General features: G+C 56.8%; 20 protein-coding genes. 15 read left to right on the forward strand and 5 right to left on the reverse strand.

The genetic code is table 11. From position 1 onward, the window contains the following. The first annotated feature begins 12 nt into the window (after positions 1-12). Positions 13-2,877 (forward strand): glycoside hydrolase family 48 protein, encoded by a 2,865-nt coding sequence (locus AAFN83_RS03630; RefSeq protein WP_347767127.1) that lies wholly within the window; start codon positions 13-15, stop codon positions 2,875-2,877. A gap of 408 nt (positions 2,878-3,285) precedes the next feature. Further along, positions 3,286-4,674: a glycine--tRNA ligase gene (locus tag AAFN83_RS03635; RefSeq protein WP_481810467.1), complete on the forward strand. Its 1,389-nt coding sequence runs from the start codon at positions 3,286-3,288 to the stop codon at positions 4,672-4,674. Between the two features lie 97 nt (positions 4,675-4,771). Here AAFN83_RS03635 and AAFN83_RS03640 read toward each other — a convergent pair whose 3' ends face one another. Continuing rightward, positions 4,772-6,100: a glycosyltransferase family protein gene (locus AAFN83_RS03640; RefSeq protein ID WP_347767129.1), complete on the reverse strand. Its 1,329-nt coding sequence runs from the start codon at positions 6,098-6,100 to the stop codon at positions 4,772-4,774. Positions 6,101-6,253: 153 nt separating this feature from the next. Beyond that, positions 6,254-6,400 carry a hypothetical protein gene (locus AAFN83_RS03645; RefSeq protein WP_347767130.1) on the reverse strand — a complete coding sequence of 49 codons (147 nt, stop codon included), beginning with the start codon at positions 6,398-6,400 and terminating at the stop codon, positions 6,254-6,256. Between the two features lie 159 nt (positions 6,401-6,559). Between AAFN83_RS03645 and AAFN83_RS03650 the strand changes: the two genes are divergently transcribed. Then, a complete protein-coding gene (locus AAFN83_RS03650) occupies positions 6,560-7,543 on the forward strand; it encodes an aromatic acid exporter family protein (protein ID WP_347767131.1) in 984 nt (327 codons plus the stop codon). Between the two features lie 6 nt (positions 7,544-7,549). On the opposite strand, the gene AAFN83_RS03655 is transcribed toward AAFN83_RS03650, so the two are convergent. Further along, complete coding sequence (locus tag AAFN83_RS03655; RefSeq protein ID WP_347767133.1) at positions 7,550-8,050, reverse strand: AAA family ATPase; 501 nt, start codon at positions 8,048-8,050, stop codon at positions 7,550-7,552. A gap of 185 nt (positions 8,051-8,235) precedes the next feature. Here AAFN83_RS03655 and cotE point away from each other — a divergent pair, with 185 nt between their 5' ends. Both cotE and AAFN83_RS03665 read left to right on the forward strand, forming a co-directional pair. After that, entirely contained in the window at positions 8,236-8,796 is a 561-nt protein-coding gene (cotE, locus tag AAFN83_RS03660) for an outer spore coat protein CotE (RefSeq protein WP_347767135.1), read from the forward strand. Between the two features lie 155 nt (positions 8,797-8,951). Beyond that, positions 8,952-10,472, forward strand: a complete 1,521-nt coding sequence (locus tag AAFN83_RS03665) for a putative amidoligase domain-containing protein (protein WP_347767137.1) — start codon at positions 8,952-8,954, stop codon at positions 10,470-10,472. Between the two features lie 102 nt (positions 10,473-10,574). On the opposite strand, the gene AAFN83_RS03670 is transcribed toward AAFN83_RS03665, so the two are convergent. Then, a complete protein-coding gene (locus tag AAFN83_RS03670) occupies positions 10,575-11,441 on the reverse strand; it encodes a helix-turn-helix domain-containing protein (RefSeq protein ID WP_347767138.1) in 867 nt (288 codons plus the stop codon). A gap of 209 nt (positions 11,442-11,650) precedes the next feature. Between AAFN83_RS03670 and yiaY the strand changes: the two genes are divergently transcribed. The 4 genes from yiaY (at position 11,651) to AAFN83_RS03690 (ending at position 18,945) form a co-directional block, all read left to right on the forward strand. Next, positions 11,651-12,805, forward strand: a complete 1,155-nt coding sequence (yiaY, locus tag AAFN83_RS03675) for an L-threonine dehydrogenase (RefSeq protein WP_347767140.1) — start codon at positions 11,651-11,653, stop codon at positions 12,803-12,805. Between the two features lie 219 nt (positions 12,806-13,024). Further along, a complete protein-coding gene (gene mutS / locus AAFN83_RS03680) occupies positions 13,025-15,772 on the forward strand; it encodes a DNA mismatch repair protein MutS (protein WP_347767377.1) in 2,748 nt (915 codons plus the stop codon). Between the two features lie 80 nt (positions 15,773-15,852). Continuing rightward, the gene (gene mutL / locus AAFN83_RS03685; protein WP_347767141.1) at positions 15,853-17,946 is read left to right on the forward strand and encodes a DNA mismatch repair endonuclease MutL; all 2,094 of its coding nucleotides are present in this window, start codon (positions 15,853-15,855) and stop codon (positions 17,944-17,946) included. Between the two features lie 282 nt (positions 17,947-18,228). Next, positions 18,229-18,945, forward strand: a complete 717-nt coding sequence (locus tag AAFN83_RS03690; protein WP_347767142.1) for a FlxA-like family protein — start codon at positions 18,229-18,231, stop codon at positions 18,943-18,945. 120 nt (positions 18,946-19,065) lie between these two features. Here the strand turns inward: AAFN83_RS03690 and xylA are convergent, their stop codons facing one another. After that, complete coding sequence (gene xylA, locus AAFN83_RS03695; protein WP_347767143.1) at positions 19,066-20,382, reverse strand: xylose isomerase; 1,317 nt, start codon at positions 20,380-20,382, stop codon at positions 19,066-19,068. A 207-nt stretch (positions 20,383-20,589) separates the two neighbouring features. On the opposite strand from xylA, the gene AAFN83_RS03700 reads away from it, so the two are divergent. From AAFN83_RS03700 to hfq, 6 genes are read left to right on the forward strand one after another with little or no spacing between them, the layout of a single operon-like run. Further along, on the forward strand, positions 20,590-21,735 hold the full coding sequence (locus AAFN83_RS03700) for an ROK family transcriptional regulator (protein ID WP_347767144.1): 1,146 nt from the start codon (positions 20,590-20,592) through the stop codon (positions 21,733-21,735). 15 nt (positions 21,736-21,750) lie between these two features. Continuing rightward, positions 21,751-22,647 (forward strand): ABC transporter ATP-binding protein, encoded by an 897-nt coding sequence (locus AAFN83_RS03705; RefSeq protein WP_347767146.1) that lies wholly within the window; start codon positions 21,751-21,753, stop codon positions 22,645-22,647. Then, complete coding sequence (locus AAFN83_RS03710; RefSeq protein WP_347767147.1) at positions 22,644-23,348, forward strand: hypothetical protein; 705 nt, start codon at positions 22,644-22,646, stop codon at positions 23,346-23,348. Before AAFN83_RS03705 ends, AAFN83_RS03710 begins: the two co-directional genes overlap by 4 nt. Before the next feature lie 28 nt (positions 23,349-23,376). Further along, positions 23,377-24,147 (forward strand): class I SAM-dependent methyltransferase, encoded by a 771-nt coding sequence (locus tag AAFN83_RS03715; protein ID WP_347767148.1) that lies wholly within the window; start codon positions 23,377-23,379, stop codon positions 24,145-24,147. Then, complete coding sequence (gene miaA / locus AAFN83_RS03720; RefSeq protein WP_347767150.1) at positions 24,144-25,148, forward strand: tRNA (adenosine(37)-N6)-dimethylallyltransferase MiaA; 1,005 nt, start codon at positions 24,144-24,146, stop codon at positions 25,146-25,148. Before AAFN83_RS03715 ends, miaA begins: the two co-directional genes overlap by 4 nt. Before the next feature lie 50 nt (positions 25,149-25,198). Then, positions 25,199-25,435, forward strand: a complete 237-nt coding sequence (gene hfq, locus AAFN83_RS03725; RefSeq protein WP_347767152.1) for an RNA chaperone Hfq — start codon at positions 25,199-25,201, stop codon at positions 25,433-25,435. Positions 25,436-25,627: the final 192 nt, after the last annotated feature.

The raw sequence follows: 25,627 nt of genomic DNA on the forward strand, positions 1-25,627 counted from the left end.
GGTTGTTCGAGGATGAAAAAGAAACGGTTTCGCAAAGGCCTTGCGGTCGTGCTGAGCTCCGCTCTTCTCTTCACGGGCTTTACGAGCACGAATCTTCAGAAGGCTCAAGCGGCGGACAGCGAGAACAAAACTCGCTTCCTGCAGATGTACAACCAGATCAAGGATCCATCCCACGGGTATTTCTCGGTCGAAGGCATTCCGTACCATTCCATTGAGACCCTGCTCAGCGAAGCGCCTGACCACGGGCACATGACCACCTCGGAAGCTTACAGCTACTGGCTGTGGCTGGAAGTGATCTACGGCAATTATACCGGCGATTGGAGCAAGCTGGAAGCGGCATGGGACAACATGGAAAAGTACATCATTCCAAGTGCCACCGAGCAGCCGACCATGAGCTATTACAACCCTACCAGCCCGGCGACCTATGCGGCGGAAAAGCCTCAGCCTGACCAGTATCCATCCCAATTGTCGGGACAATATGCACCAGGGAAGGATCCGCTTGACGCCGAGTTGAAGGCGACCTATGGCAACAACCAAACCTATCAAATGCACTGGCTGGTCGACGTAGACAATTGGTACGGATACGGCAACCTGCTGAATCCGTCTCACATTGCGACCTATGTGAACACCTACCAACGCGGGGAACAAGAGTCGGTGTGGGAGACAATTCCGCATCCGTCTCAGGACAACAAAACCTTCGGGAAAGCCAATGAAGGCTTCATGAGCCTCTTCACGAAGGAAACCAATACTCCTTCCGCTCAATGGCGTTATACGAGCGCAGCCGATGCAGATGCCCGTGCTGTACAGGTCATGTATTGGGCCAAGAAGATGGGCTACAACAACTCGGTCTACCTGAACAAAGCGAAGAAGATGGGGGACTACCTCCGCTACACGATGTATGACAAGTACTTCCAAAAAATCGGAAGCGCTTCCGGCGGTTCCCCGAGCGCCGGTACCGGCAAGGATGCCAGTGCCTACCTGCTCGCTTGGTACACGGCTTGGGGCGGCGGTTTGGGAACGACCGGCAACTGGGCTTGGAGAATCGGCGCCAGCCACTTCCACCAAGGGTACCAAAACCCGGTAGCCGCTTACGCGCTTTCGCAGCCGGAAGCCGGACTGATTCCGCTTTCTCCGACCGCTCAAGCGGACTGGAATACCTCGCTCAAGCGGCAGCTGGAATTCTACACCTGGCTGTTGTCCAATGAAGGAGCTATGGGCGGCGGTGCGACCAACAGCTACAATGGTGCTTATCAGCAATACCCGGCCGGCACCAGCACCTTCTACGGCATGGCTTATCAAGAAAATCCGGTTTACCGCGATCCGGGTTCCAACACCTGGTTCGGGATGCAAGCTTGGCCATTGGAGCGTGTAGCGGAAATGTACTACATTCTCGCCTCCAAGGGAGAGCTGACCTCCGAGAATTATCAAATGGCCAAGACGGTTATCACCAAATGGGTAGATTGGGCGATGGATTACACCTTCGTTAACAAGAAGCCCTTGTCGGATGCGGACGGCTTCTATCTCACGTCTACCGGTCAACGGGTTCTTGGCGGCAACAATCCGGTGATCGCCACGGTTGACGCGCCTGGACAATTCTACATTCCGAGCAATGTCGATTGGACCGGTCAACCGGATTCGTGGAATGGCTTCTCCTCCTTCACAGGCAACCCGAATCTCCGCGCCGTGACCAAGAACCCGGGTCAAGACGTAGGCGTATTGGGCAGCTACATCAAGGCCCTGACCTATTTCGCAGCAGCAACCAAGATTGACAACAGCGGGAACTACTCGGCTCTTGGCACCCAAGCCAAAACGCTTGCCGATCAACTCCTGAATGTTGCTTGGGGTCTGAATGACGGGATCGGGATTGTGACGCAAGAGCCGAAGGGCGATGCTTACCGCTACTTCGAGAAATCCGTTTACTTCCCTGCAGGCTGGACGGGAACCTTCGGGCAAGGCAACACGATTCCCGGCCCGACGGCTGTCGCTTCCGATCCTGCAAAGGGCGGCAACGGAGTTTATATCAGCTTCGCGGAACTACGTCCGAAGCTCACGCAAGATCCGAATTGGTCCTACCTGCTGAACCTGTATAACACGTCCTGGAATCCGGTGACGAAGAAGTGGGAGAACGGCACCCCGACCTTCACCTTCCACCGCTTCTGGTCGCAAGTGGATATCGCCACCGCATTCGCTGAATTTGATCGGTTGATTGGATCTTCGGGACCGACACCAACTCCGACACCTACGGCTACTCCAACGCCGACCCCGACGCCAACGGCCACGCCGACTGCAACGCCAACAGCAACCCCAACTGCAACGCCAACGCCAACCCCAACGGTCACCCCGACTGCAACCCCAACACCTACGCCGACGCCGACCGTGACGCCGACCGCAACGCCGACGGTCACGCCGACACCGGCTGGCAATGTAAAAGTACAGTACATGACCAGTTCCACTAACGCAACGGATAACTCCATCACTCCGCACTTCAATGTCGTCAACACCGGCACAAGTGCAGTGAACTTGAGCGATGTCAAAATCCGTTACTACTTCACGAAAGACACGACCACGGCTAGCCTGAACTACTTCTGCGATTATGCTCAAGTAGGCGGCAGCAACATTCAAGCTCAGTTCGTGTCTCTGGCAACGCCAACGGCTACTGCGGACACGTATCTGGAGATCAGCTTCAAGCCGGGAGCCGGCTCGCTTGCTGCAGGAGCTCAAAGCGGCATCATTCAGAGCCGGATTCACAAATCCGACTGGTCCAACTTCAATGAAACGAACGATTTCTCCTACGGAGCAACCCAAACGAGCCTGGGCGACTGGTCGAAAGTGGCCGTGTACGTCAACGGTACCCTGGTATCCGGAACGACTCCGTAACGGACATTCTCCTTGCCCCCGTGAATGTCCAACGCTCCGGTACGGATGAAAATCCGGTTTGACAATTGTCCGCGAAAACGGTAATCTGGATGCAAATCAAATTCGGCGATGAAAGAGCGATAGTACGCGGAGATTTGTTGGGCAAGCGATCCAGGGGCGGTGCGAGCCTGGACCAACAACCGGGGAAACGGCACTCCCGAGCTGAATGGCGTGAAAGTGGGCATGGCTGCAAGCCTTCCTTCGGGAGTGGCCGGCAGAAGTGTCAACCGGGGTGGAACCGCGGGAGCGTGATAGCTTCCGTCCCCGGACAAGAGGCGATCTTGTCCGGAGGACGGGGGCTTTTTATTTTCCTCCAGCGCAAGTTCGCCAAACGGTTGAACACTTTATGATGAAGGGGCAGAACACACAATGAGCACGAAGGTAACGATGGACCAAATTACTGCAATCGCCAAGCACCGGGGATTCATTTTCCCGGGATCGGAAATTTACGGCGGACTCGCAAACACCTGGGATTACGGTCCACTGGGCGTTGAGCTGAAAAACAATGTCAAGAAGGCTTGGTGGAAGAAATTCATCCAGGAGTCTCCATACAACGTTGGGCTTGATGCAGCCATTCTGATGAATCCCAAAGCATGGGTCGCCTCCGGCCACGTGGGCAATTTCAACGATCCGATGATCGACTGCAAGCAGTGTAAAGCCCGTCATCGTGCGGACAAAATCATCGAGAATGCCCTGGCGGAGAAGGACATCGAGATGGTGGTCGACGGCCTCAGCTTCGATCAGATGATGGACCTGGTGAAGGAGCATCACATCGTCTGCCCGGATTGCGGTGCCTTCGATTATACGGATATCCGTCAATTCAACCTGATGTTCAAGACCCATCAAGGTGTTACGGAGTCGAGTACCAACGAAATCTACCTGCGTCCGGAGACGGCGCAAGGGATCTTCGTCAACTTCAAGAACGTTCAGCGCACGATGCGCAAAAAGCTTCCTTTCGGGATTGGCCAGATTGGCAAGAGCTTCCGCAACGAAATCACGCCCGGCAACTTCACCTTCCGGACTCGTGAATTTGAGCAGATGGAGCTGGAATTCTTCTGCAAGCCAGGCGAAGACATGAAGTGGTTCGAGTACTGGCGCGCCTTCTGCAAGGAATGGCTGCTGAATCTCGGCATGACCGAGGAGAATATGCGTCTGCGCGATCATTCCGAGGATGAGCTCTCCCACTACAGCAACGCGACGACTGATGTGGAGTACCGCTTCCCGTTCGGATGGGGCGAGTTGTGGGGCATCGCAGACCGGACGGACTTCGACTTGAAGCAGCACATGGAGCATTCCGGGGAAGACTTCCAATACATTGACCAGGAAGCAGGGGAGCGCTACGTTCCGTATTGCATCGAGCCGTCGCTCGGCGCAGACCGCGTCACGTTGGCCTTCCTCATCGACAGCTACGAGGAGCAAGAGCTTGAGGGTGGCGACAGCCGTACAGTTCTTCACCTGCATCCAGCACTTGCCCCCTTCAAGGCTGCGATCTTCCCGCTGTCCAAGAAGCTCGCGGATGGCGCAGGTCAAGTATTTGCAGAGCTGGCCAAGGACTTCATGGTGGACTACGACGACGCCGGGTCCATCGGCAAGCGGTACCGCCGTCAGGATGAGATCGGTACGCCGTTCTGCATTACCTATGACTTTGAATCCGAGCAAGACGGCCAAGTGACGGTGCGTGATCGCGATACGATGGAACAACTGCGCATGCCGATCGCCGAGCTGAAGGGCTTCCTGGAAAAGAAGCTGGCTTGGTAAGCAAGGCTGGGCTCTTCGGATAGCAAGAAAAAAAAGGACTCCATTTTCCTCGCTTGAGGGAATGGAGTCCTTTTGAATTTTTCGCCGGAAGACGAGATTAGAAGACAAACTTTAGTACGAAGAGCACCGAATAGAAGCAGAGAGAGAAACCGAGCACAACATCCACCCCGGAGCGAACGATGGTCGGTGCTTTCCGAAGCAGGAGAGCGCCCATCAGGTAGAGGACAAAGAGTCCGCCGACATAGCGGGGGCCGCTCAGAAGGCCGGTTGGAGAGAACGAAATGATGATGTAGACAAAGGCGAAGGCTGCATAGGAGAGCCTCAGCTTCTTTAGGGTGACGATCAGCAGGACAAGGGCGATGAAGAACAACAAAATGCCGGGAATCCAGATGCCGAAGGCATAGCGGGTTTCGCCTGTAATGATCTTGCCGGTATGGCGGGCAAGCAGATCTGCGAAGAATCCGAACTTCTGCTTCCAGTGCTCGCGTTGATAGACGAGAAATTGCAGCCAATCGCCCGTAACAAGCTTGTTCACGAGAAGGTAGATCCCGATTCCGATCGGCGGCAGAGCCAGTGCAGACAGGCGGCTGGCAATCCCTTTGAGCTTCGTTCGGAACGTCGTGTTCTCAGACCGGAGATTACGGAAGAATTCGTGATCATACAAGATCTCAATGAGAATCGGCAAGGCCAGCAATACCCCTTGGTTCCGGGTCAGCGCGGCCAGCATCGCAAACAGACCGGCGAGAAGCCATTTTTTGCGGCGCAAGGTATAGAAGGTCAGGATGGTAAAGGCAATGAAGACCGATTCTGTATAGGCGATGCTGAAGAAGAAAGAGAACGGGAACAGCAGCAGGTATTTGGCAGTGAGAATGCCAGTCTCCGAATCCTTGTATTCCCACTCCACGAGCCGAACCAGGTAATAGAGGGCAACGAGGAGGAACAAGTTAGAGACGACCACTCCAGAAGCGAAATAGCCCGGAATGACGTAATGGAACAGCTTGACGAGAGCGGGATAGAGCGGATAGAAGCAGATCGAAAGGCGATCATGCCCAGTGGTGCGATAGCCGTACTGAGCGATGCCCAGGTACCATTCCGTGTCGTAGATCTTGAACATCTTAATGAAGGTTTGAACGAGCGGAGGCTTGGAATTGGTGGTGACCGCCTTGTAGCAATAGGCCCCTACGAAGATCAACACGCGGGTAATGGCGTAATAAGTTAGAACGCTGGTCCACAGCTTACGGCGGCCCAAGGGGACAAAGGGAACATCTGCAGCTTGAGGCGGATAAGCAAAGCGGCCGGTTATGGGCTTGCCCAGAAGGGTGCCGCTGATGTATTCCTGAGTGAATTTCACCAGAAGCACACAAACACAGGCAAAAGCGATGAGAATGGAACTGTAGCGGACAAGCTCGGGTGCAAACGATGACATAAGTAACATCCTTTTTTTTACATGATTAATAGCGGCTCCTCTCCGATTATAGGGATTGCATCTTCAAATGGCAATGGGAGGGAACGAATCCTCCGACACGCTATGACAAAACCAGCCGAAGAAGCGGACTTCTTCGGCTGTTCTCAAGCTTTCTCAGCGGGGCTCCTCCGTCAGGTATTCGTTTGGCGTTAAGGAGTCGCCGGTGCTTTCGTTCTTGATTGCGCTTTTGCGGCCGTTTCGCTGCTCGCCGGTATGCTTTGGCTTGTCCGGCTCGTCTCCGGCTTTTTTGGGACGGGTCATGGGAAATCCCTCCTTTCCTTGGTTAACGCCTGTGTAGTGTTCCCGGCCAGATGGAGGTTCACACGAAACAGGGTCGAAATGGGAGTTGTTGGGGAAGGGCAAAGCGCGTATACTGTCAAAAGAAGTTTGAAGCCCGCGAAACCGGAGGGAACCATCATCATGCTTGTCCGCGTCGTCAAATCATCCATCGCAGCCGTCCTCTCCATAGAGGGGGCGCTGCTTCTCGGCTTGAGCAATGCTTATACAGCCGGGCTCTTTGCCATTCTCGGCATTGATACCACCAAAAAAAGAAGCGTTCAAAGCATCATCGTCCGCTTCGCCGCATCGGTCATCGGGTTATTCATCGCGATCGGAGCCTTTCAATTGTTCGGCTATCACGTTTGGGTGATCGGCTTGTACTTGCTTGTCACGTACTATGCCCTCTATAAACTGAAGATGCAGGACGGCATTGTCATGAGCTCGGTGATCATGCTGCATTTCTATGCGGCGAGGGACACCTCGCTCCCGCTAATCGGCAATGAGATTGCATTGCTCGCCATCGGCCTCGGGATTGCCGCCGTCATTAACTTGATCTATACCCCTCGATCTGAGCAGCAGATGCTGCGTACGAAGGTAGAGATCGAGGAAGCCTTCTCCAAGATCTTCAAGGAGATCGCAGGTCACTTGGGTGATGTCCATCGCATCTGGGACGGGACGGAGCTGCTTGTCGCCATGGAGAAGGTCGAATACGGCTGCAAGCTCGCTCGTGAAGCGGACGAAAATGCCTTGTTCCAAAACAAAGGGGAATGGCATACGTATTTTGAAATGAGGCGGCAGCAGCTGTTCTCCATTCAGCGGATGCTGGATCTCGTCTCTCAGGTTTATCAGAGCCTTCCGCATGGAGAAGCGGTTGCCCGTCTTTTTGAAGAGCTGGCGGAAGACTTGAAGATTCCCTATTACACCGGAAGGATCGACGAGGAGCTGAGTCTTCTGGATGCCGGGTTTAAGAGGATGCCGCTGCCTGCAGACCGTCTTGAATTCGAGGTCCGTTCGGCTCTCCTGCAGATCAACCTGGAGCTCAAAACCTTCTTGTCCATCGCCAAGCAGCTCAAGAAAAAACGCCCTCAAGGGCGTACCGAAGTGAAAGCAGGGCGAGGGGAATAAGGACCTTTACCCCGTAGCAAGCGGCTTTTTGTAATGGGTAAGAACCCAATCCCGGATGCGAAGGGCGGTTTCCTCCACCGTCAAATGATCGGTTACCACGACTTGGATAGGCGGTTGAACCTGATTCGTCAGCTCCAGCATGTTCTGGGCAAATTGGCGGGAGTACTCGATCAGAAACTCTTCCCACCCTCTTGCCTCGAGCCTCTCTCGCCGGACCGCATCGCTGCAATGAAGATTGAGGTAGAGAAAGTGGATGTGGCTCCCAAATTTTTGTCTAATCGGTTCAAAATGCTGGGGCAAATAGTTTCCACACACGATCATCCCTATATCGCTTTTGGCTACATTCCATGCCAAACCTGACCATCCTGAAATCGCATACTCAAGCGGCTGGAGGAGATCGGCGTCAAACACGACAAAACGGGGGAGCAGGCGGCGCAACTCCGGTATAACCGTCGTCTTTCCCGACCCGCATGCACCGGTCACGATAAAAAGCTGGGCCGTAGTCATGACGTTCCCCTTTCTATATAGGCGACTCAAAAAATTCCGATAAAGACATGCCCTGCTCCTCCACGGGGAGAAGGAACAGAAGCCTGCCTAAAAAATATCTTGGGCTCTGAGGGCTCGGTTAATCAACATCTGCCCATGTCCTGCATACACTGCTAAAAGAATGAGTGTATGGAGGAGGTTGAAACATGTCGTTCGCAGATAGAGACTTGCAAAGAAGAGAAATCATTACCAAAGCGGTATGCGGCAAAGGACGTAAATTCAGTCAGGTGAGCCATACCGTCACGCCGTCTAACGCTCCAACCAGCATCCTGGGCGCTTGGATCATCAATAATCAGTATGAGGCGGTTCATTCCACGAACGGAGTAGAAGTGATCGGGTCCTACGATATTAACATCTGGTATTCCTATGATCGGAACACCAAGACCGATGTCGCCAAGGAAACGGTCTCGTACGTGGATGTGGTTCCGCTCTCGTATCTGGACCGCAAGCATAAACCCGCGACGGCTGAAGTGTACGCTTTGGCGGTTACCGATCCGAACTGTGTGGAAGCGAGCATTTCGGGGGCGGGGGTCATCATCCGAGTGGAGCGGGAATTCCAGGTGGAGATGACGGCAGAAACGAAAGTGTGGGTTCTCGTCGACCCGAACGGGGGGGACGGAGAAGAGAAGAGCTTCGAGTTCGACGGCTCCGACGAAACCGGCTACGACGAACTCGATCTGGAGCTGCTTGACGAAGAATTGAGCTGATTTCGGGAGGGATGATTGATCACGGCGGTGATCGTCCTCCTCCCGAAGAGGGTTACATCATCATACGCAATCTTAGGGGCACTGCTCGCGGCGGATGCCCTCTTTTTGTATGATGGACGAAAACAAGGCCTTGAAACGCCAAGGAGGTGGTAGGGGTGAAGTGCTTTTGGCTGCATGCCGGAGAAAAGGGGATTGAGCGGTTGACCGGATTGCTCACCTTTCCGAATGGCAGCAAACTTCCGGCCGACGCGGAGGCGGACGTGGTCATCCGTTATGGGCGACTTGCCCCCGAACCGGCGAGTCCGGTGCTGTTGGGTCGTTTGGCGCCTATTCTGAGGATTTTGCGCGGCAAGGGACAAGGAGACCTGCTGAGAGAATGCGGGCTGAAGCCAGCTTTCTTCTTTGGAACTCGCCGTTCGCAGGCAGATTCTTCCGTCTTGCCGCCAAGCGTCGTCTGGGAATATCGCATCCCGGTATTCCAGCAGGAAGCGCTCACTGTCTATGGGCGGAAAGCCGGAGCCGCCGGAGAAGCCATGCTGGTGAAACAGGGAGACCAACGGTTTCGTGAGCTGCCCGATGAGGAGCGTCAGCATCGGGCGCGCCGCGCGATGAAGGATGCCGTGCGGGCGGTCTATGCGCTCGGGCTGGATTACGCGCTGGTGACGGTGCTCTCCACCGCAGAGAGCGAAACCTGGATCGCCGAAGTCGACGCCATGCCGGACTGGCGCGGGGAATGGACGATCCGTTTCGCTGAGGCGTTCAATCGGTTCGCGGCAGAGGAGTGGCCCGAGAAGCCGTCGCTGCTGCTCGGGGCAGACCCCGAGTTCCTGCTGGTCAGCGAGAGCGGCAAGGTCGTCCCCGCCTCTCGCTACCTCGACCGGCAGGGGAAGGTGGGCTGCGATGCCGTGATTCTGAGCGGCCACCGCGTCATCCTGCCGCTCGCGGAGCTGCGCCCCGCCCCGAGTCTGGACGTGGCGGGGCTCGTTCGCTCGCTGCGGCGCACAATGCGTGCCGCAGCACAGCGCATTCCCAGCGCGGAGCTCGCGTGGCTCGCTGGAGGCATGCCGGTCAAGGGATTGCCCCTTGGGGGGCATATCCACTTTAGCGGCGTGCCGCTCACGAGCCCGCTCTTGCGCGCGCTGGACAACTACGGCGCCCTCCCCTTGCTGCTGCTGGAAGGGGAGGGCTCGCGGGGCAGGCGGCCGCGCTATGGCCGCCTCGGGGACAGCCGCCGCAAAAGCCACGGCGGCTTCGAATACCGGCCGCTGCCGAGCTGGCTGGCTTCGCCGGAGCTGGCGGCCGGGGTGCTGGCGCTCGCGCGCACGATCGTGCTTCACTGGCGCGAGCTGCGCCAGGACCCGCTCCTGCACCCGGGGCTGCGCCGCCGCTTCTACCGCGGCGATGCCGACGCGCTGCGGGAGACGGCCGCACGCCTCTGGGCCGAGCTGGAGCCGCTTGCGGCTTACCGCGAGCAGGCGAAGGAGCTCGCCTGGCTGAAGCGGCAGCTCTTCGCGGAGCCGGCAGGCCGCGGCTTGATCGACTCCGGCGGCGACATCCGCGCGGCCTGGGGCATAGGCGCGGCGGATTACACCTTGCCCGAGTCCCTCGCGGCACCTCTGCGCGGGCCTCTTCTCAAAGATGCTGCGCTCCACCCGCTTATACCGGAGCTCGTTTAACGGGAGCGTCCACTTTCTTCACAGAGCCCCGCTTGTCTGCTGCCTCCTGACGGCAATGGACAGCGGGGCTTGTTTGCTTTGGTCAACGGCAGAGCGAGTCGCTTAGTGCAGCTTGCCCATGCAGTCCAATTGGTACTGCTTCGGGGTTTGGTTGAACTTTCGTTTGAACAGGGCAATAAAATGCGACAGGTTCTCGTAGTTCAGGTCGTAGGCGGTCTCCGTCACACTCTTCGTGCGCAGCATTTCGCGGGCGAGCATCAGCTTCTGATTCGTGATGTATTCGAGCGGGGAGAGCCCCGTCACTTTTTTGAATTGATTGGTGAAGTGAGCGGCGGACATGTTGTAGCTTGCAGCGAGATCCTTGACGCGATGAATGGAGAGCAGGTTGTCGTGAATGTCGCGGACTGCCCGGCGGATGGGATGCGAGCTGGCCGGACCCAACAGACTGCGCGAGCCTTCCAGCCGAAGAACGTGGTAAGCCATCTCTTGCGCGGCGAGGTCCATCAGGAAGGCGAGGTCCGCAGGATTGCCCGTCAGACAGGCTTTGATTCGTTCAAGCGGTTCCGAGAGAAGTTGCGCCTCTCCGTTTAGGGGATAGCGATTCAGGGAATAGCCCCGTTCGGGAAGCTGCATCTCCAGCTCCTCCGCTACCGGACCGCGGAGCTTGTCCAGCAGATGATCGTTCAGTTCAAGAGCAAGCGCCTTGGTATGGCGCACTATGGACATCTCTACTCGGCTGTGCGGAGGCAGGAGAATAAATTCACTTGCGTCGTAATGAAAATTCTCCGTTTCGTTCAACGTAACGGCTTTTTCCCCATCCAGGATGAGGCAGATCCGAGGATTTTCATAGGATGCATACGTTTCCGCGTAGGCTTCCGGCAAGTCGTAATAGAGCAGGCGAAGAGATTCCGACTCAAAGCCGTAATGAAGTTCATCGTAACGGTCAAAATTATGCATGCAGCGCTCCATTCGGCACCTCTCCATGTTAAATAAATCACATAAGGCGGGGGAGAACCCCGCTCTAGTAAAAAACAAGCTAGTTTTTCATAGATTCGGTTAGTTTTGAACCGCCCCGATTTGATAGGCTAAGTCCGTAAAACACCAAGCAGCAAGATTAGCAAGCAAGAAGCAATTCCCATCCTACCACAGAAATTTCCGTAAAGAAAGGATGCAATGATATGGCAAAGGTGTATAAATTTGCAATGCCTGCTTTGAGTCTGATGGGCTCTGGTGCACTGAAAAGCGCAGGAGAAGAAATTCAATCGATGGGGTTCCGCCGTGCCCTCATCGTCACGGATGAAGTGCTGGTGAAGATCGGACTCGTCGCCACCGTCCAAGGCGTGCTTGCCGATGCTGGTGTGGAATCGACGGTCTACAGCGGCACCCAGCCGAACCCGACCGTCACCAACGTGCGTGAAGGACTGACTCTTCTGAAGGAAGCCGACTGCGACATGGTCGTGTCCCTCGGAGGCGGTTCTCCGCACGATTGTGCGAAGGGAATCGCGCTCGTCGCGGCGAATGGCGGGGAAATCGCCGACTATGAAGGCGTGAACCGCTCCGCCAAGCCGCAGCTGCCGCTCGTGGCGATCAATACCACGGCAGGAACCGCTAGTGAAATGACCATGTTCTGCATCATCACGGACGAAGTGCGGCACATCAAGATGGCGATCGTGGACAAGCACACCACACCGGCCATCGCGGTGAACGATCCCGATCTGATGATGGCGATGCCAAAGTCGCTGACGGCGGCTACCGGCATGGATGCGCTGACTCACGCCATCGAGGCTTATGTCTCGACGAATGCGACCCCGATCACAGATGCTTGCGCGCTGCAAGCCATCGGCTTGATCCGCGACCACCTGGCTGCCGCTGTCCGCGACGGCAGCGATGCTCATGCCCGCGACCGCATGGCGTATGCCGAATTCTTGGCCGGCATGGCCTTCAACAATGCCGGACTCGGCTATGTGCACGCGATGGCCCATCAGCTCGGCGGCTTCTACAACCTGCCGCACGGGGTGTGCAACGCCATTCTTCTGCCGCACATTGAGCGCTTTAACGCTACGGTCGCCGCAGAGCGCTTGCGTGACGTTGCGAAGGAGCTGGGCGTACCTGTGGAGGGCCTGAGCCCCGAGCAAGGAGCAGCCAAAGCCATCGAGGCTATCGTTGCCCTGGCTGCTGAAGTGGGCATCCCGAAGGGACTCGCCGACTTGGGCGTCAAGGAAGAGGATTTCGATACACTTGCGGCCAATGCCATGAAGGATGCCTGCGGGGCCACGAATCCCATTCAACCGACGCACAGCCAAGTGGTCGAGCTGTTCCGCAACGCACTTTAATGACCCTGCTGTTGTCTGCTTCACTGCCATGGAGCGGTTACACCAGACGCTTCCCGATGTTCGGGAGGCGTTTTTTCTTTGGTCCGGCAAGTCTATTTTCGTAGCAGCAGGAGGGGGAGAGATTAGGTACTAGGCTTCCTTTTCCCTGCGAGATTTGGAGCGCGGTATGGTATACTGAGAAGAAGAATCATGCCGAAATGGCGTTGTTGGAGGCTGGACCTGTTGGCATATACCCCTATGATGGAACAATACTTAAGCGTAAAGGCCGAAGTGCCGGATGCGTTTCTCTTCTTTCGGCTTGGCGATTTCTATGAAATGTTCTTCGAAGACGCCGTACGGGCATCTCGGGAACTGGAGCTTACCTTAACGGGACGGGAAGGCGGGGGCGGGGAGCGCGTCCCCATGTGTGGAGTGCCGTATCACTCTGCCGAAGGCTACATTTCTCGCCTCATTGAAAAAGGCTACAAGGTCGCCATTTGCGAACAGATGGAGGACCCGGCGACCACGAAAGGGATGGTGCGGCGCGAGATCGTGCGCATCGTCACCCCCGGTACGCTCATGGAAGGCAAGCTTCTGGAGGAGCGGGCGAACAATTACATCGCCTGTGCAGCCGAGGCGAACGGCCGCTACGGGTTCGCTGCTTGCGACCTGTCGACCGGCGAGTTCCACGTCACGAGCCTGTCGCACGAAAAGGATCGTCTGGCGGATGAATTGACGGCTTTTCAGCCTGCTGAGCTGCTGGCGCATGGTCCGCTCCTGGATCTCATCACCGAACTCCCGATGACGGCCAATGTGCCGCGTACCGATTGGACAGAGCGGGATGAAGCGTTCGTCCGCGGGCATTTTGGAGTAGAGGCGATGGATCTGCTTGAGCCAGCTGCCCGGGAAGCCGCTATCCTGCTCATGACGTACTTGCAGGTTACCCAGAAGCGCTCACTCGCCCATATCACCGAGCTTCGTGTCTATGAGACGGACGACTTCATGACGATGGACCCGTTTACCCGCCGCAACCTGGAGCTGACGGAGACGGTGCGGGAGCGGGCCAAAAAGGGCTCGCTTTTCTGGCTGCTCGATCGCACGGAGACCGCGATGGGCGGTCGGCTGCTGCGCCGCTGGATCGAGAAGCCGCTCTACAGCCGCTCGCGAATTGAAGAGCGGCAGGAAGCCGTCGAGCGGCTGGTGAACCGCCTCATCGAACGGGAGGAGCTGCGCGGCGTGCTTCGCGATGTCTACGACCTGGAGCGCCTCGTCGGCCGCGTCTCGTACGGCAGCGCCAATGGCCGTGACCTGGCGGCGCTGCGCCGCTCGCTCGCGCAGATGCCGGCATTTCGGGCCGCCTGCCTGGCGAGCGGCTCGGAGACGCTCCGCCGGATGGCGGAGACCCTCGACGATTGCGCGGATGTGCGCGGCTGGATTGAAGAGTCGCTCGTGGAAGACCCGCCCTTGTCGGTGAAGGAAGGCGGTATCATCAAGGACGGCTATCACGAGCATCTGGACAAGCTCAAGGAAGCGAGCCGGAACGGCAAGACGTGGATCGCCGGGCTGGAGCGGCAGGAGCGCGAACGGACTGGCATCAAGTCGCTCAAGGTCGGCTTCAACAAAGTGTTCGGCTACTATATAGAAGTAACCCGTTCGCACCTGGGCTCCCTTCCGGAGGGACTGTATGAACGCAAGCAAACCTTGGCGAACGCCGAACGCTTTATCACCCCGGACCTAAAGGAGAAGGAAGCGCTCATCCTCGAAGCCGAGGAGAAGATGTTCGGCCTCGAATACGAGCTGTTCTGCACGCTGCGCGACCGAATTGCCGCTGAGACTCGCCGCCTGCAGGAGCTGGCCGAGATCGTCGCGGCGGTCGATGTGCTTCAGGCATTCGCGGTTGTCAGCGCGGAGAATCGCTTCACGCGGCCCGTCATCACCGACGGATACGATTTGATTGTGGAGGGCGGGCGTCATCCCGTCGTCGAAGCGGTGATGGGCGATTCGGCCTTCATCGCCAACGGTACGAAGCTCACGGAAGAGGAGACGCGGGTGCTGCTCATCACCGGCCCGAACATGGCCGGAAAGAGCACGTACATGCGTCAGGTTGCCGTACTCACGATCCTGTCTCAGATTGGCTGCTTCGTTCCGGCCGAGCGCGCGGAGCTTCCGCTGATCGACCGAATCTTCACGCGCATTGGGGCGGCGGACGACCTCATCGGCGGCCAGAGCACCTTCATGGTCGAGATGATGGACATTCGCGTCATGACGGAGAAGGCGACAAAGAACAGCCTCGTCATCATTGATGAATTGGGCCGCGGAACCTCAACCGGCGAAGGAATGGCTATTGCGCAAGCCGTCATTGAGTTTTTGCATGACCGCATCGGCTGCAAAACCCTTGTGTCCACGCACTTCCACGAGCTTGCTCATCTGGAGGAAAGCCTGGCGTATCTGCATAACGCCTGCATGGCGGTCAAGGAGAGCGGGCAGGACGTGACCTTCCTGCGCAAGCTCATTGCCGGCGCAGCCAGCACCAGCTACGGCATCTATTGCGCACGGCTCGCCGGTTTGCCGGATTCGGTCATTGAGCGCTCTTATACGCTCCTGAATGTCTTTGAACAGCGCGCGGCTGCCGAACAAGCGGCCGTTTCGGCGGAGGCCGGCTCCACCCTGGTGTCTGCGAACCGGACGGAGAAGCTGCAAGTGCTTGAGGAAGCAGCCGCTCCTTCAAGAACGGAAGCCCGGTCCGAAGAACCTCACAGCGGGCCGGTCGCATCTGCGGACGGCATCGTTCAGCTAAGCCTGTTCGCCGATCCGTTGCCCGAGAAGGATAGTGCCCGCTTGCGCAAAGGCGAGGAAGCGAAGCTGACACAGCTCGCGGATCACCTCCGCTCGGCGGATCTCATTAACATGACCCCAATTGCCGCGATGAATTTCCTCTTCGAGCTGAAGCAGAAGCTGACAGAGGCAGAAGCGAAGGGCGGCAAATGATAACGCGGACAGCCGACATCCCAACGTCTGAATTAGACCCTGCCGATGTTCGGCTCCGCTTGTTCTGAAAGGAGAACACCATGGGAATCATACAGCTGCTGGATGACCATATCGCGAACCAGATCGCCGCGGGCGAGGTGGTTGAGCGGCCTTCATCCGTCGTCAAGGAGCTCGTCGAGAACGCCGTCGATGCCGGGAGCACCCGCATTGACGTTACCATTGAGGAAGGCGGGCTCCAGCTCATCCGGGTCAAGGACAACGGGTCAGGAATTGCCGACGATGATTGCGAGATCGCCTTCGCTCGCCATGCGACGAGCAAGATCAAGAGCGGCAAGGAACTGTTTCAGATCCGAACGCTCGGCTTTCGGGGCGAGGCGCTTCCCAGTATCGCCGCCGTCTCGAAGGTGGAATGCATCACGACGGGCCGCACTGACGGGCTCGGCCGACGCATTGTGATTGAAGGAGGCACCCTGCAGGCCGTCGAGGAGACGGCGGCGGAGCGTGGAACGGACATCCGGGTCCGCGAACTGTTCTTTAATACTCCTGCCCGGCTGAAATACATGAAGACCATTCAGACGGAGTTGGGTCATGTCTCGGACTACCTGTATCGCATCGCCATGGCGCACCCTGAGGTTGCCTTCACGCTTCGCCACAATGGACACACGCTGTTGAACACCTTGGGCAATGGCGATTTGCTTGGCGTTCTAGCCGCCGTCTACGGCGCATCCACAGCCAAAAGTATGGTGGACGTGCAGGCGGAAGATCTGGATTATGCCCTCAGTGGATATGTTTCGCGACCGGAGACGACCCGCACCGGCCGCGCCGCGCTCACGCTGGTCGTCAATGGCCGCTACATTCGCAGCTATGCGGTGACACAAGCGGTTTTGCGCGCCTATCATACGCTCTTGCCGGTGAATCGCTATCCGGTCGGAGCGCTGCATTTGACCATGCATCCTTCCCTGTTGGATGTGAACGTGCATCCCTCCAAGCTGGAGGTTCGCTTCAGCAAGGAAGCGGAGCTTGTTCACCTGATTGAGCAAGCCGTCCGTGCGGCTTTGGGCCGACAGACGCTGATCCCATCGGGAGGGAAGACCACCGTTGGCAAGCAGGCGGTCGTGCAGGAGCAGCTTGCTCTCTATCGGCCTGACGAGCATGGGGAGGAGGGCCAGAGAAGAACGTCAGCCGACCTCTCCGCTGAGAAAGAGTCCGTTCCGCTTCCACCCGAGCCGCCCGAGGGAACTCGCAACCAGCCGGAAGACTGGCAGCCCTCCTTCCAAACGGAAGAACGAGGTGTGCTCCCCCGGTCGGAAGGTTCCGGTACGGCCCCTCGTTCGGAGGATTGCAGCTCGATTCCTTTCGAGGAAAAGCGAGCTGCAGCCCCTTGGCAGAATCGCGCGGATTCTCCCGACCGATTCCCCATGGACTCTGCTCGCTCCTCTTCGGTTCCGGCTGCGGGTTCACCGCGGCCATCCAATGGAGCAAGCTCCTCCTGGAACCGTACGGGCTCGAGCGGCGTCTCTGCTCCAATCCCGCTAGAGCAGCTCGCCCGCATTGCAGTCCCGGCTGATGGGACCAGCCCCGAGCTTCCGGCCTTCCCGAAGCTGGACCCGGTCGGTCAGCTTCATGGGACGTACCTGGTAGCTCAGAACGAGGAAGGCATGTACCTGATCGATCAGCATGCTGCTCATGAGCGGATCAACTACGAGTATTATCGCGATAAATTTGGCAAGCCGGAGGAAGCGAGCCAGGAGCTTCTTCTCCCGATTACGCTGGAATTTACGTCGGCCGAAGCAACCGTTCTGGTCTCTCGTATCTCCTTGTTGGAGCAAGCGGGACTCTTCCTGGAGCCGTTCGGCGGCTCTGCGTTCCTCGTTCGAGCTTACCCGCATTGGCTCCCGAAGGGAGAGGAGAAGGCACTCGTTGAGGAGATGATTGATTGGGTGCTGGCGGAGAAGAAGGCGATTGACCTGGCCGCTTTCCGGGATGCCGCCGCAGCGATGTGCTCCTGCAAGGCATCCATCAAGGCGAATCAGCCGATCACCAGGACGGACATGGAATCGCTTCTCGATCGCCTCGCCGCTTGCCGCAACCCTTACACATGCCCGCACGGCCGTCCGATTCTCGTCAGCTTCACCTTGTACGAGCTGGAGAAGATGTTCAAGCGCGTCATGTAACCATCACCACCCGGGCCTCTCAGGTCTCATGATAGGCATCTCTTGATATTGACAGGTGACCCTCTCCAGGACAAACCGATGTCAATTTTAGAGATGCCTTTTTATTATCCAAGCAGGAGACAATACGTCCTTCTTATGGAAAAGAATAGGTTGCTCTCTATCAAATTTACTTACATGATGCCGATAACTACCTATATAGAGAAAGGTAGGAGGCTGCAGGCTTTCTCCAAGCGCATTTCAAATGGAAGAAATTTTTGCGGGTGAAAGGTGAAAGGTGGATACATGCAGATCACTTCGGTTTCGACTCGAACAATTCAACCGACCGTGAGGGCGAGCGGGGATCCTGTCCTGGACGGGTTACGCAAGGCGAAAGAGACTTTAACCAACCAAATGCAAAGCCTCAAGCAGGATCAATCCCTGAGCCCCGATTCCAAAGAAACGAAACGGAAACAGCTGCAAGCCCAGATCGATGAAATCGACAAGCAGATGCAGACGCGGCAGCAAGAAAAAAGGGTGGAGGATCGCCAAAAGGCAGAAGAATCCAACCGCTCTTCCGCAGCTTCTGATCGCAAAACAGATGAAGAGCAAAAGAAGGATGCTCAATTCAAAATGGATCACAGCCTGATCTCAACGTCGGTTCACGGAAATCAATTGAACGGGTTAGGGTCCATTCGAAGGCGGATTTTTTCGGAGGACGGCGGGTATAGCGATCGGGTTAGGCGGACAGAAGAGATGATGGGGGATCGGATCAAGCAGGTCAAAACCTCTATCGCAAAGAATCAGGAAGCCCAAGGCGAGTACAACGAATTCATTCGAAACGCACAACCAACTCGAAACAAGCCTTCCGACGATAGCCAAGTCAGCGGCGCACTCAGCGAGGCAGAACGTGAGGAAGCCCGGGAACGCAAGACGTTTGAAGTCACGATTGAAAAGTACAAGGAGGCGGCAAAACCCGCTTCTGCGGAAAATGATGAGAAGAGGATTGATGTCTCGCGATAGAGGCTGACCATGAAAAGGAACGAATCCTGAGGGGAGAGCTGAGCCCCTTTCGGATTCGTTCCTTCTTTTTGCCTATTCTTGTTTAGAAAAGCGGATCACGTCATGGCCTGCTAATAAGAGTTATGCGTTCAACAGGTATTGGTTGACGATCGAGCGAACCAACTCCAGGTTGCCGGACTTGTTGACGATCGGGTTGTTTTGCAGAGCGTAGGCTTCAAGCGACTTGAAGTTGGCTTTGCCTGCCACGATGTCGGCGCCGATGCCGGATTGGAAGGAAGCGTACTTGTTGTCGATCACGTTCACCAGAGCGCGGTCTTCCAGCAGCTTGGCGGCTACGACGAGCCCGCGAGCGAAGGAGTCCATCCCAGCGATGTGGCCGTATACGACGTCGATCGGTTCGAAGGATTGACGGCGAACCTTGGCGTCGAAGTTTACGCCGCCGCGGCCGATTCCGCCTTCGTTTTGGAGAATTTCATACATGGCTAGCGTCGTGGAGTACAGATCGGTTGGGAATTCGTCCGTGTCCCAGCCGAGCAGAACGTCGCCTTGGTTGGCATCGATGGAGCCGAGGGCGCCGTTGATGCGGGATACATGCAGCTCGTGCTCGAAGGTGTGGCCAGCCAGCGTGGCATGGTTGGCTTCGATGTTGAGCTTGAAGTGCTTGAGCAGGTCATACTTTTGCAGGAAGGAGAGGGAGGTTGCCGCGTCAAAGTCGTATTGGTGCTTGGACGGCTCCTTCGGCTTCGGCTCGATCAGGAATTGGGCGTCGAAGCCAATTTCCTTCGCATAGTCTACCGCCATGTGCAGGAAGCGGGCGAGGTTGTCGAGCTCGAGGCCCATGTCGGTGTTCAACAGGGATTCATAGCCTTCACGACCGCCCCAGAAGACATAGTTTTGACCGCCGAGCTCTTTGCCGTGCTCGAGGGCTTTCTTCACTTGAGCCGCTGCATATGCATACACGTCAGCATTGCTCGTCGTTGCTGCGCCGTGTACGAAGCGCGGGTTGGTGAACATGTTGGCGGTGTTCCAGAGCAGCTTCTTGCCCGTTGCCTTCATGTTGGATTGAATCAGGGCGACGATTTCGTCGAGGTTCTTGTTCGTTTCTTGCAGCGTTGCGCCTTCCGGAGCGATGTCGCGGTCATGGAAGCAGAAGTAATCGGCATCGAGGATGTTCAGCAGCTCAAAGTTCGCTTCTACGCGAGCCTTTGCCAGGTCCATTCCGGTGAATTTGTCGTAGCCGCGCAGCATCGTGCCGGCGCCGAACGGATCGCTGCCGTTGTACGTATAGGAGTGCCAGTAAGCAACCGCGAAACGAAGATGCTCGCGCATCGTTTTGCCCAGAATGACCTGTTCAGGGTTGTAGTGCTTGAAGGCGAGCGGGTTGGTCGACGTTCTGCCTTCGTATTTGATTTTGTCCACATTGCCGAAATAGCTCATGGAATGATTCCCTCCGCTAATAGATTGGCGCCTGCTCCAAAGGAGAAACGCTTTCATGTTTATCATACCACTTGCTGCCCACTTTGTAAATCGAATAAACTAACTTAAGGGAAAGAAAGATGAAAACGTTTCTGAAACATGGTAAAATCGAAAAATATCGAATATCGGTTGGGGGAAGTTATGAAGCAAACTGGCGACTTGAGTTTAATGAAAAAATTGAATAAATCGCTCGTGCTGGAGCTGATCCGCCATGACTCTCCGACTTCTCGAGCGAGAATTGCGGAGAGTACGGGCTTGACCAAGGCTACGGTCTCCACGCTCGTGAATGAGCTGATCGAGGCGAACCTCGCCTACGAGAGCGGAGCGGGAGAATCTCGCGGAGGCCGGAAGCCGGTTACGCTGCTCTTTCAGGAGAAGGCCGGCTATGCTGTCGGCATCGACCTCGGGACCGACGGGATGACCGGCGTGCTGACGGATTTGAATGGAACGATCATTAGCGAACGGAGAGTCCAGCACAACAACCGGGACATCGAATCCGCGATTGAACTGCTCAGCCGATCCATACAGGAATTGATCGACTGTGCGCCGCCGTCTCCTTACGGCGTCATCGGCATCGGCATCGGGATTCCCGGGTTCAGCGACGAGGCGGGCAATGTTCTGTTCGCACCGAACCTCGGCTGGGAGAATGTTCCGCTGCAAGCCTTGCTGGAACCCAAGTTCCAGTTGCCCATTGTGATCGAGAACGAAGCGAATGTCGGTGCGCTTGGCGAAAGCCGGTACGGGCTGGCCAAGGGCGTATCCGACCTCGTCCATGTGAGCATCGGCACCGGGGTCGGGACGGGCATCCTGCTGAAAGGGGAATTGTATCGCGGCGCATCGGGATTCTCCGGCGAAATGGGTCACATCTCCATTCACCCGGATGGGAAGCCTTGCCGCTGCGGCAATGTCGGCTGCTGGGAGCTGTACGCTTCCGAAAGCGCACTCATGGATCGAGCGCGCACCGAGCTCGCCGAGCCAGGCTTGCAGCTGGAGGACCTGTTTGCAAGAGCGGAGCAGGACGACGCTTCTGCGATTCGGTTACTGGAAGAGCATGCCCGTTACTTGGGGATAGGGATCATCAACATCATCAATAGCTTTAACCCGGAGCTCATTATACTGGGCGGGAAGCTCGCAGAGGCGGAGCGCTGGTTGACGGTGCCGCTTGAACGTTTTGTGAAGCGGCGGTCGCTTCCGTATCCACGAGCGAAGCTTGCGATTCGGTTCTCTCAGCTCGGAGATCGAGCGACGGTGCTGGGCGCTGCTTCGAGCGCGATTGCCAGCTTCTTTGCTTCGCCGAAGTTGTCTGTGGAATAGAGAAGGAGCGCCGATATGGAGACTCTTCTGAGCATGAACGCTGTGAGCAAGCGCTTTCGAGACAAAGCGGTGCTGGATTCGATCACCTTTACGCTTCGCGCAGGGGAATGCATGGCCCTCAAAGGGCCGAATGGGGCCGGGAAGAGCACGCTCCTTCGCCTTGCAGTCGGCTTGAACGAGCCTTCCTCCGGGAAGCTGGAGTTTGGGGTGAGCCGAAACGAAATCGGATATGTTCCCGATCGATTTCCCTACCCGCGGTGCACACTAACGGAGTATTTAACCTCGATGGGACGCATTCACGGATGCCGAGAAGCGGAATTGCGCGAGCAAATTCGCAGCTTGGCCCGTTTTGCTGGCCTGGAGCAGGATGCCGATCGGCAAATCCGCTACTATTCCAAAGGGATGCTGCAGAAGACAGCGCTCCTGCAGGCCCTGCTCGGCCGTCCTCGGCTGCTCGTCATGGACGAACCCATGTCCGGGCTTGATCCAAGATCAAGGGAGGACATGTTGGGGCTGCTGCTTAAGCTTCGCTCAGAGGGAATGGCTCTGCTCTTTTCCTCCCATGAGGATCGCTGGATCGAGCGATTAGCTGATCGGGTCTATCGAGTGGAGAAGGGACGGCTGCATCCCCTCGAAACAACCCGACCGCGGCAGGTCCGCATCATCGAAATCGAGGCGGAGGAGGCAGTGCTGGCCCAATGGGCCACACCGCGGGAGACAGAGGCCTCTCTGCTGCATCGTCTGGCGAAGGAGGCAGTGCCGATTCCAAACGGTCTCCGGTTCGAGGTGCTGGCCTCGCAAGCCGATGAGCTGCTGCTTGCCGTTCTAACGAACGGGGGCTCCGTTCGGTCTGTTCGGTCCGATCAGCCCGATCAGGAACAAGCACCTCTTCAGGAGGCGATTTCTTCATGATAGCCCTCATTCATTATTTGTTGCGTGATTTTAGCCGTTCTCACCGCTATTTGGCTCCGCTGCTGCTCGGAGTGGGATTTATCACCTGGATGTATTCCCTGGTGCCGAATCCCGTCATGGAGAGCTACATTTTCACCTCTACTTTTTTGTATGGGATCACAGCCTGGCTGACCTTAAATTTCCTCCGAAGCGAAGCGCCGGTGCAGCGGGAGCTGTCGGCCCTTCACGTGGGTAGCCGCATTCGCTATGAGTGGGGACGACTTCTTTCAGCAGCCCTGTTCGCTTTCTTCCTCTCGTTGTTCGCTACGTTCTACCCTGCGCTTCGCGGGGCATTTGATCATGTTCCGAACCTGTCGGAACTGCTTCTTGGTTTAGTGGCACACCTGTCGGTTACCTGGCTCATGATCGTGCTCGTGTGGATGGTTGAAGGAGACGGCACGAGGCCGTATCCGAATGTACTGTTTGTCCTGATTTTACTCCTCGTGTTGTCCATCGGAGGGCAGGGGATCGGGAACAAACTCCCTGACTCCATTTCATGGGTTATCGGAGTCCTGCCTCCGGTTTTTCGAGTAAATAAGGCTCTCTATCAGGCAGAGTCTCACCTGTCTATTCAAGTGTGGGGCGGGCTGATGCTTCCGATTGTATATAGCCTGATCCCGCTATTTTACGGCTTTACTCGATTTCGCAAGCGGTCCCGATAGATCAAGGTTGAAAGTGGGTTTGAAAATCATGCTTGTCACAACATCGTATTATGCTACCCCCGAGACGCGGGCGGAGGCGGAGCGCCTCGCGGCCAAATCCGGCGGGCGCTATGTGAATCGGAGAAGAGACTCTCTGCCGGATCTTCGCAAGCGCTTCGGGAATCAAGGCATCCTGCTGCTCACAGAAGAGAAGCTGATGTACTGTCCGGTCGATGCCGAACCGATCTATTTCCACCCAAGCACGGCTTACATCCGCGTCAAGCGAATGACCAAAGGCGAGAGCGATCCGCTGGTGGACCTATCCGGCGTTCGTGCGGGTGATCGGGTGCTGGATTGCACCGCCGGACTCGCCAGCGATTCCATTGTCTTCGCCCATGCGGTCGGGCCGGAGGGCAAGGTGACGGCGTTGGAGAGCGAGGCCATCACGGTCCTCCTGCTGGAGGAAGGGCTTCCGAACTACCAAGCCAAGTTCCAGGCGGTGAATGATGCGATGCGCCGGATCGAAGTGGTTCAAACGCATCACCTGGACTATCTTCGCCGTCTCCCTGACAAGAGCTACGATATCGTCTATTTCGACCCGATGTTTCGCATCCCGGTGGAAGAATCCAGCTCAATCTCGCCCTACCGCGGGATTGCAAATGCGGATCCGCTCACGCTGGAGGCGGTGGAGGAAGCGCGCCGTGTCGCCGTCCGTCGTATCCTCCTGAAGGAGCACCGGGACAGCCCCGAATATGAACGCCTCGGCTTCACAAAGCATCGCTCGCGCACGAAGATCGCTTATGGAGTGATCGAGCTGTGATCGGGCGCGTGGAGCCGCTGCCGGTAGCCGAGAACAAACCTCCGCTTCTCGTCTTAATCGGACCGACCGCAGTCGGCAAGACCAAGGCGAGCATCTCGATCGCGCAGAAGTGGAATGCCGAAATCCTGTCGGGCGATTCCATGCAGGTGTACCGGGAGATGGATATCGGCACGGCCAAGATCCGCCCGGACGAGATGGGCGGAATTCCCCATCACCTAATTGATATCGTCAACCCGGATGAGACCTTCAGTACGGCCGATTTCCAAAGAAAAGCCCGGGAAACGATCGAGGAGATCGCCTCCCGGGGAAAGCTGCCTTTTGTCGTTGGCGGTACGGGGCTCTATATCGAATCCCTTATCTACGGCTATGAATTCAGCGAGGGAGGAGCCGACGAAGCCTTTCGCCTTGCCCAGCAGCAGTACCTGGCTGAGCAAGGAGAGCAGGCGCTGCACGACCGCCTTCGGGCGATCGACCCTCCATCCGCCGATCGTTTGCACCCGAACGACCATCGGCGGGTGATCCGTGCGCTGGAGGTCGCCCACCTGACCGGCATCCCGCTCTCTGAGCATCTGGCCCGTCAGACGAAGGAATCTCCGTACCGCCTGTGCCTCATCGGGCTGTCGATGGAGCGCACCGAGCTGTACCGCCGAATTGAGCAGCGGGTCGATCAGATGATCGCAGAAGGCTTTGCCGAAGAGGTCCGCCTTCTCCTGGATAAGGGCTACGCACGGGAGCTGCCGTCCATGCTCGGCCTCGGCTACAAGGAGATGGCCGCCCATCTGGCGGGGGGGCTTACCCTCGAAGAGGCGTCCGATCTCATCAAGCGGAACACGCGTCGGTTTGCCAAGCGCCAGCTGTCCTGGTTCCGTCATATGACGGACATCCAGTGGGTCGAGACGGGCGAGGGCAAAAACTTTTCCAAGCAAATGGACGAAATTGATGCTATAATAGCAGGAAAGCTCGTTCTAAAAGCGAATGAATCCATTAACGACATACAATAGACAGCCGGAGGCCGTATCGGTCAGTTTTCGATAAGGAAAGGGGAACTTGAATGAACAAGTCGATCAATATTCAGGACAACTTTTTGAATTCGTTGCGCAAGGAGAACATTCCGGTAACGGTTTACCTCACGAACGGGTTCCAAATCCGCGGACTGGTCAAAGCCTTTGATAACTTCACGATCATCATCGACAGCGAAGGCCGCCAGCAAATGGTATACAAGCACGCCATCTCCACGTTCACCCCGCTCCGTTCGGTTTCGTTCCTGTCCGACTCGAACGCCGACTGACCGATGGATCACCTGAACGCCAGCAACGGCTGAGAAGCCCGTATGAACTTGATCAGAGCAACCCGCGTGTTACCTGCCGGGTTGTTCTTTGTTTATGACGTCTCTTTTATCAGGAGGCGAGGAAAAACGAAACATATCAGCTGTTTGAATCGTATAGTTAACGGTTAGAGAGAGAGAGAATAAAGAACGAAG

The sequence above is a fragment of the Gorillibacterium sp. CAU 1737 genome (assembly GCF_039888655.1).
GTDB lineage: Bacteria > Bacillota > Bacilli > Paenibacillales > NBRC-103111 > Gorillibacterium.

Excerpts from the sequence above, each read along its gene's own strand:
- AAFN83_RS03630 (WP_347767127.1), top strand. The coding sequence starts at position 13 with ATGAAAAAGAAACGGTTTCGCAAAGGCCTTGCGGTCGTGCTGAGCTCC.
- AAFN83_RS03635 (WP_481810467.1), top strand. The coding sequence starts at position 3,286 with ATGAGCACGAAGGTAACGATGGACCAAATTACTGCAATCGCCAAGCAC.
- AAFN83_RS03640 (WP_347767129.1), bottom strand. The coding sequence starts at position 6,100 with ATGTCATCGTTTGCACCCGAGCTTGTCCGCTACAGTTCCATTCTCATC.
- AAFN83_RS03645 (WP_347767130.1), bottom strand. The coding sequence starts at position 6,400 with ATGACCCGTCCCAAAAAAGCCGGAGACGAGCCGGACAAGCCAAAGCAT.
- AAFN83_RS03650 (WP_347767131.1), top strand. The coding sequence starts at position 6,560 with ATGCTTGTCCGCGTCGTCAAATCATCCATCGCAGCCGTCCTCTCCATA.
- AAFN83_RS03655 (WP_347767133.1), bottom strand. The coding sequence starts at position 8,050 with ATGACTACGGCCCAGCTTTTTATCGTGACCGGTGCATGCGGGTCGGGA.
- cotE (WP_347767135.1), top strand. The coding sequence starts at position 8,236 with ATGTCGTTCGCAGATAGAGACTTGCAAAGAAGAGAAATCATTACCAAA.
- AAFN83_RS03670 (WP_347767138.1), bottom strand. The coding sequence starts at position 11,441 with ATGGAGCGCTGCATGCATAATTTTGACCGTTACGATGAACTTCATTAC.
- yiaY (WP_347767140.1), top strand. The coding sequence starts at position 11,651 with ATGGCAAAGGTGTATAAATTTGCAATGCCTGCTTTGAGTCTGATGGGC.
- mutL (WP_347767141.1), top strand. The coding sequence starts at position 15,853 with ATGGGAATCATACAGCTGCTGGATGACCATATCGCGAACCAGATCGCC.
- AAFN83_RS03690 (WP_347767142.1), top strand. The coding sequence starts at position 18,229 with ATGCAGATCACTTCGGTTTCGACTCGAACAATTCAACCGACCGTGAGG.
- xylA (WP_347767143.1), bottom strand. The coding sequence starts at position 20,382 with ATGAGCTATTTCGGCAATGTGGACAAAATCAAATACGAAGGCAGAACG.
- AAFN83_RS03700 (WP_347767144.1), top strand. The coding sequence starts at position 20,590 with ATGAAAAAATTGAATAAATCGCTCGTGCTGGAGCTGATCCGCCATGAC.
- AAFN83_RS03705 (WP_347767146.1), top strand. The coding sequence starts at position 21,751 with ATGGAGACTCTTCTGAGCATGAACGCTGTGAGCAAGCGCTTTCGAGAC.
- AAFN83_RS03710 (WP_347767147.1), top strand. The coding sequence starts at position 22,644 with ATGATAGCCCTCATTCATTATTTGTTGCGTGATTTTAGCCGTTCTCAC.
- AAFN83_RS03715 (WP_347767148.1), top strand. The coding sequence starts at position 23,377 with ATGCTTGTCACAACATCGTATTATGCTACCCCCGAGACGCGGGCGGAG.
- hfq (WP_347767152.1), top strand. The coding sequence starts at position 25,199 with ATGAACAAGTCGATCAATATTCAGGACAACTTTTTGAATTCGTTGCGC.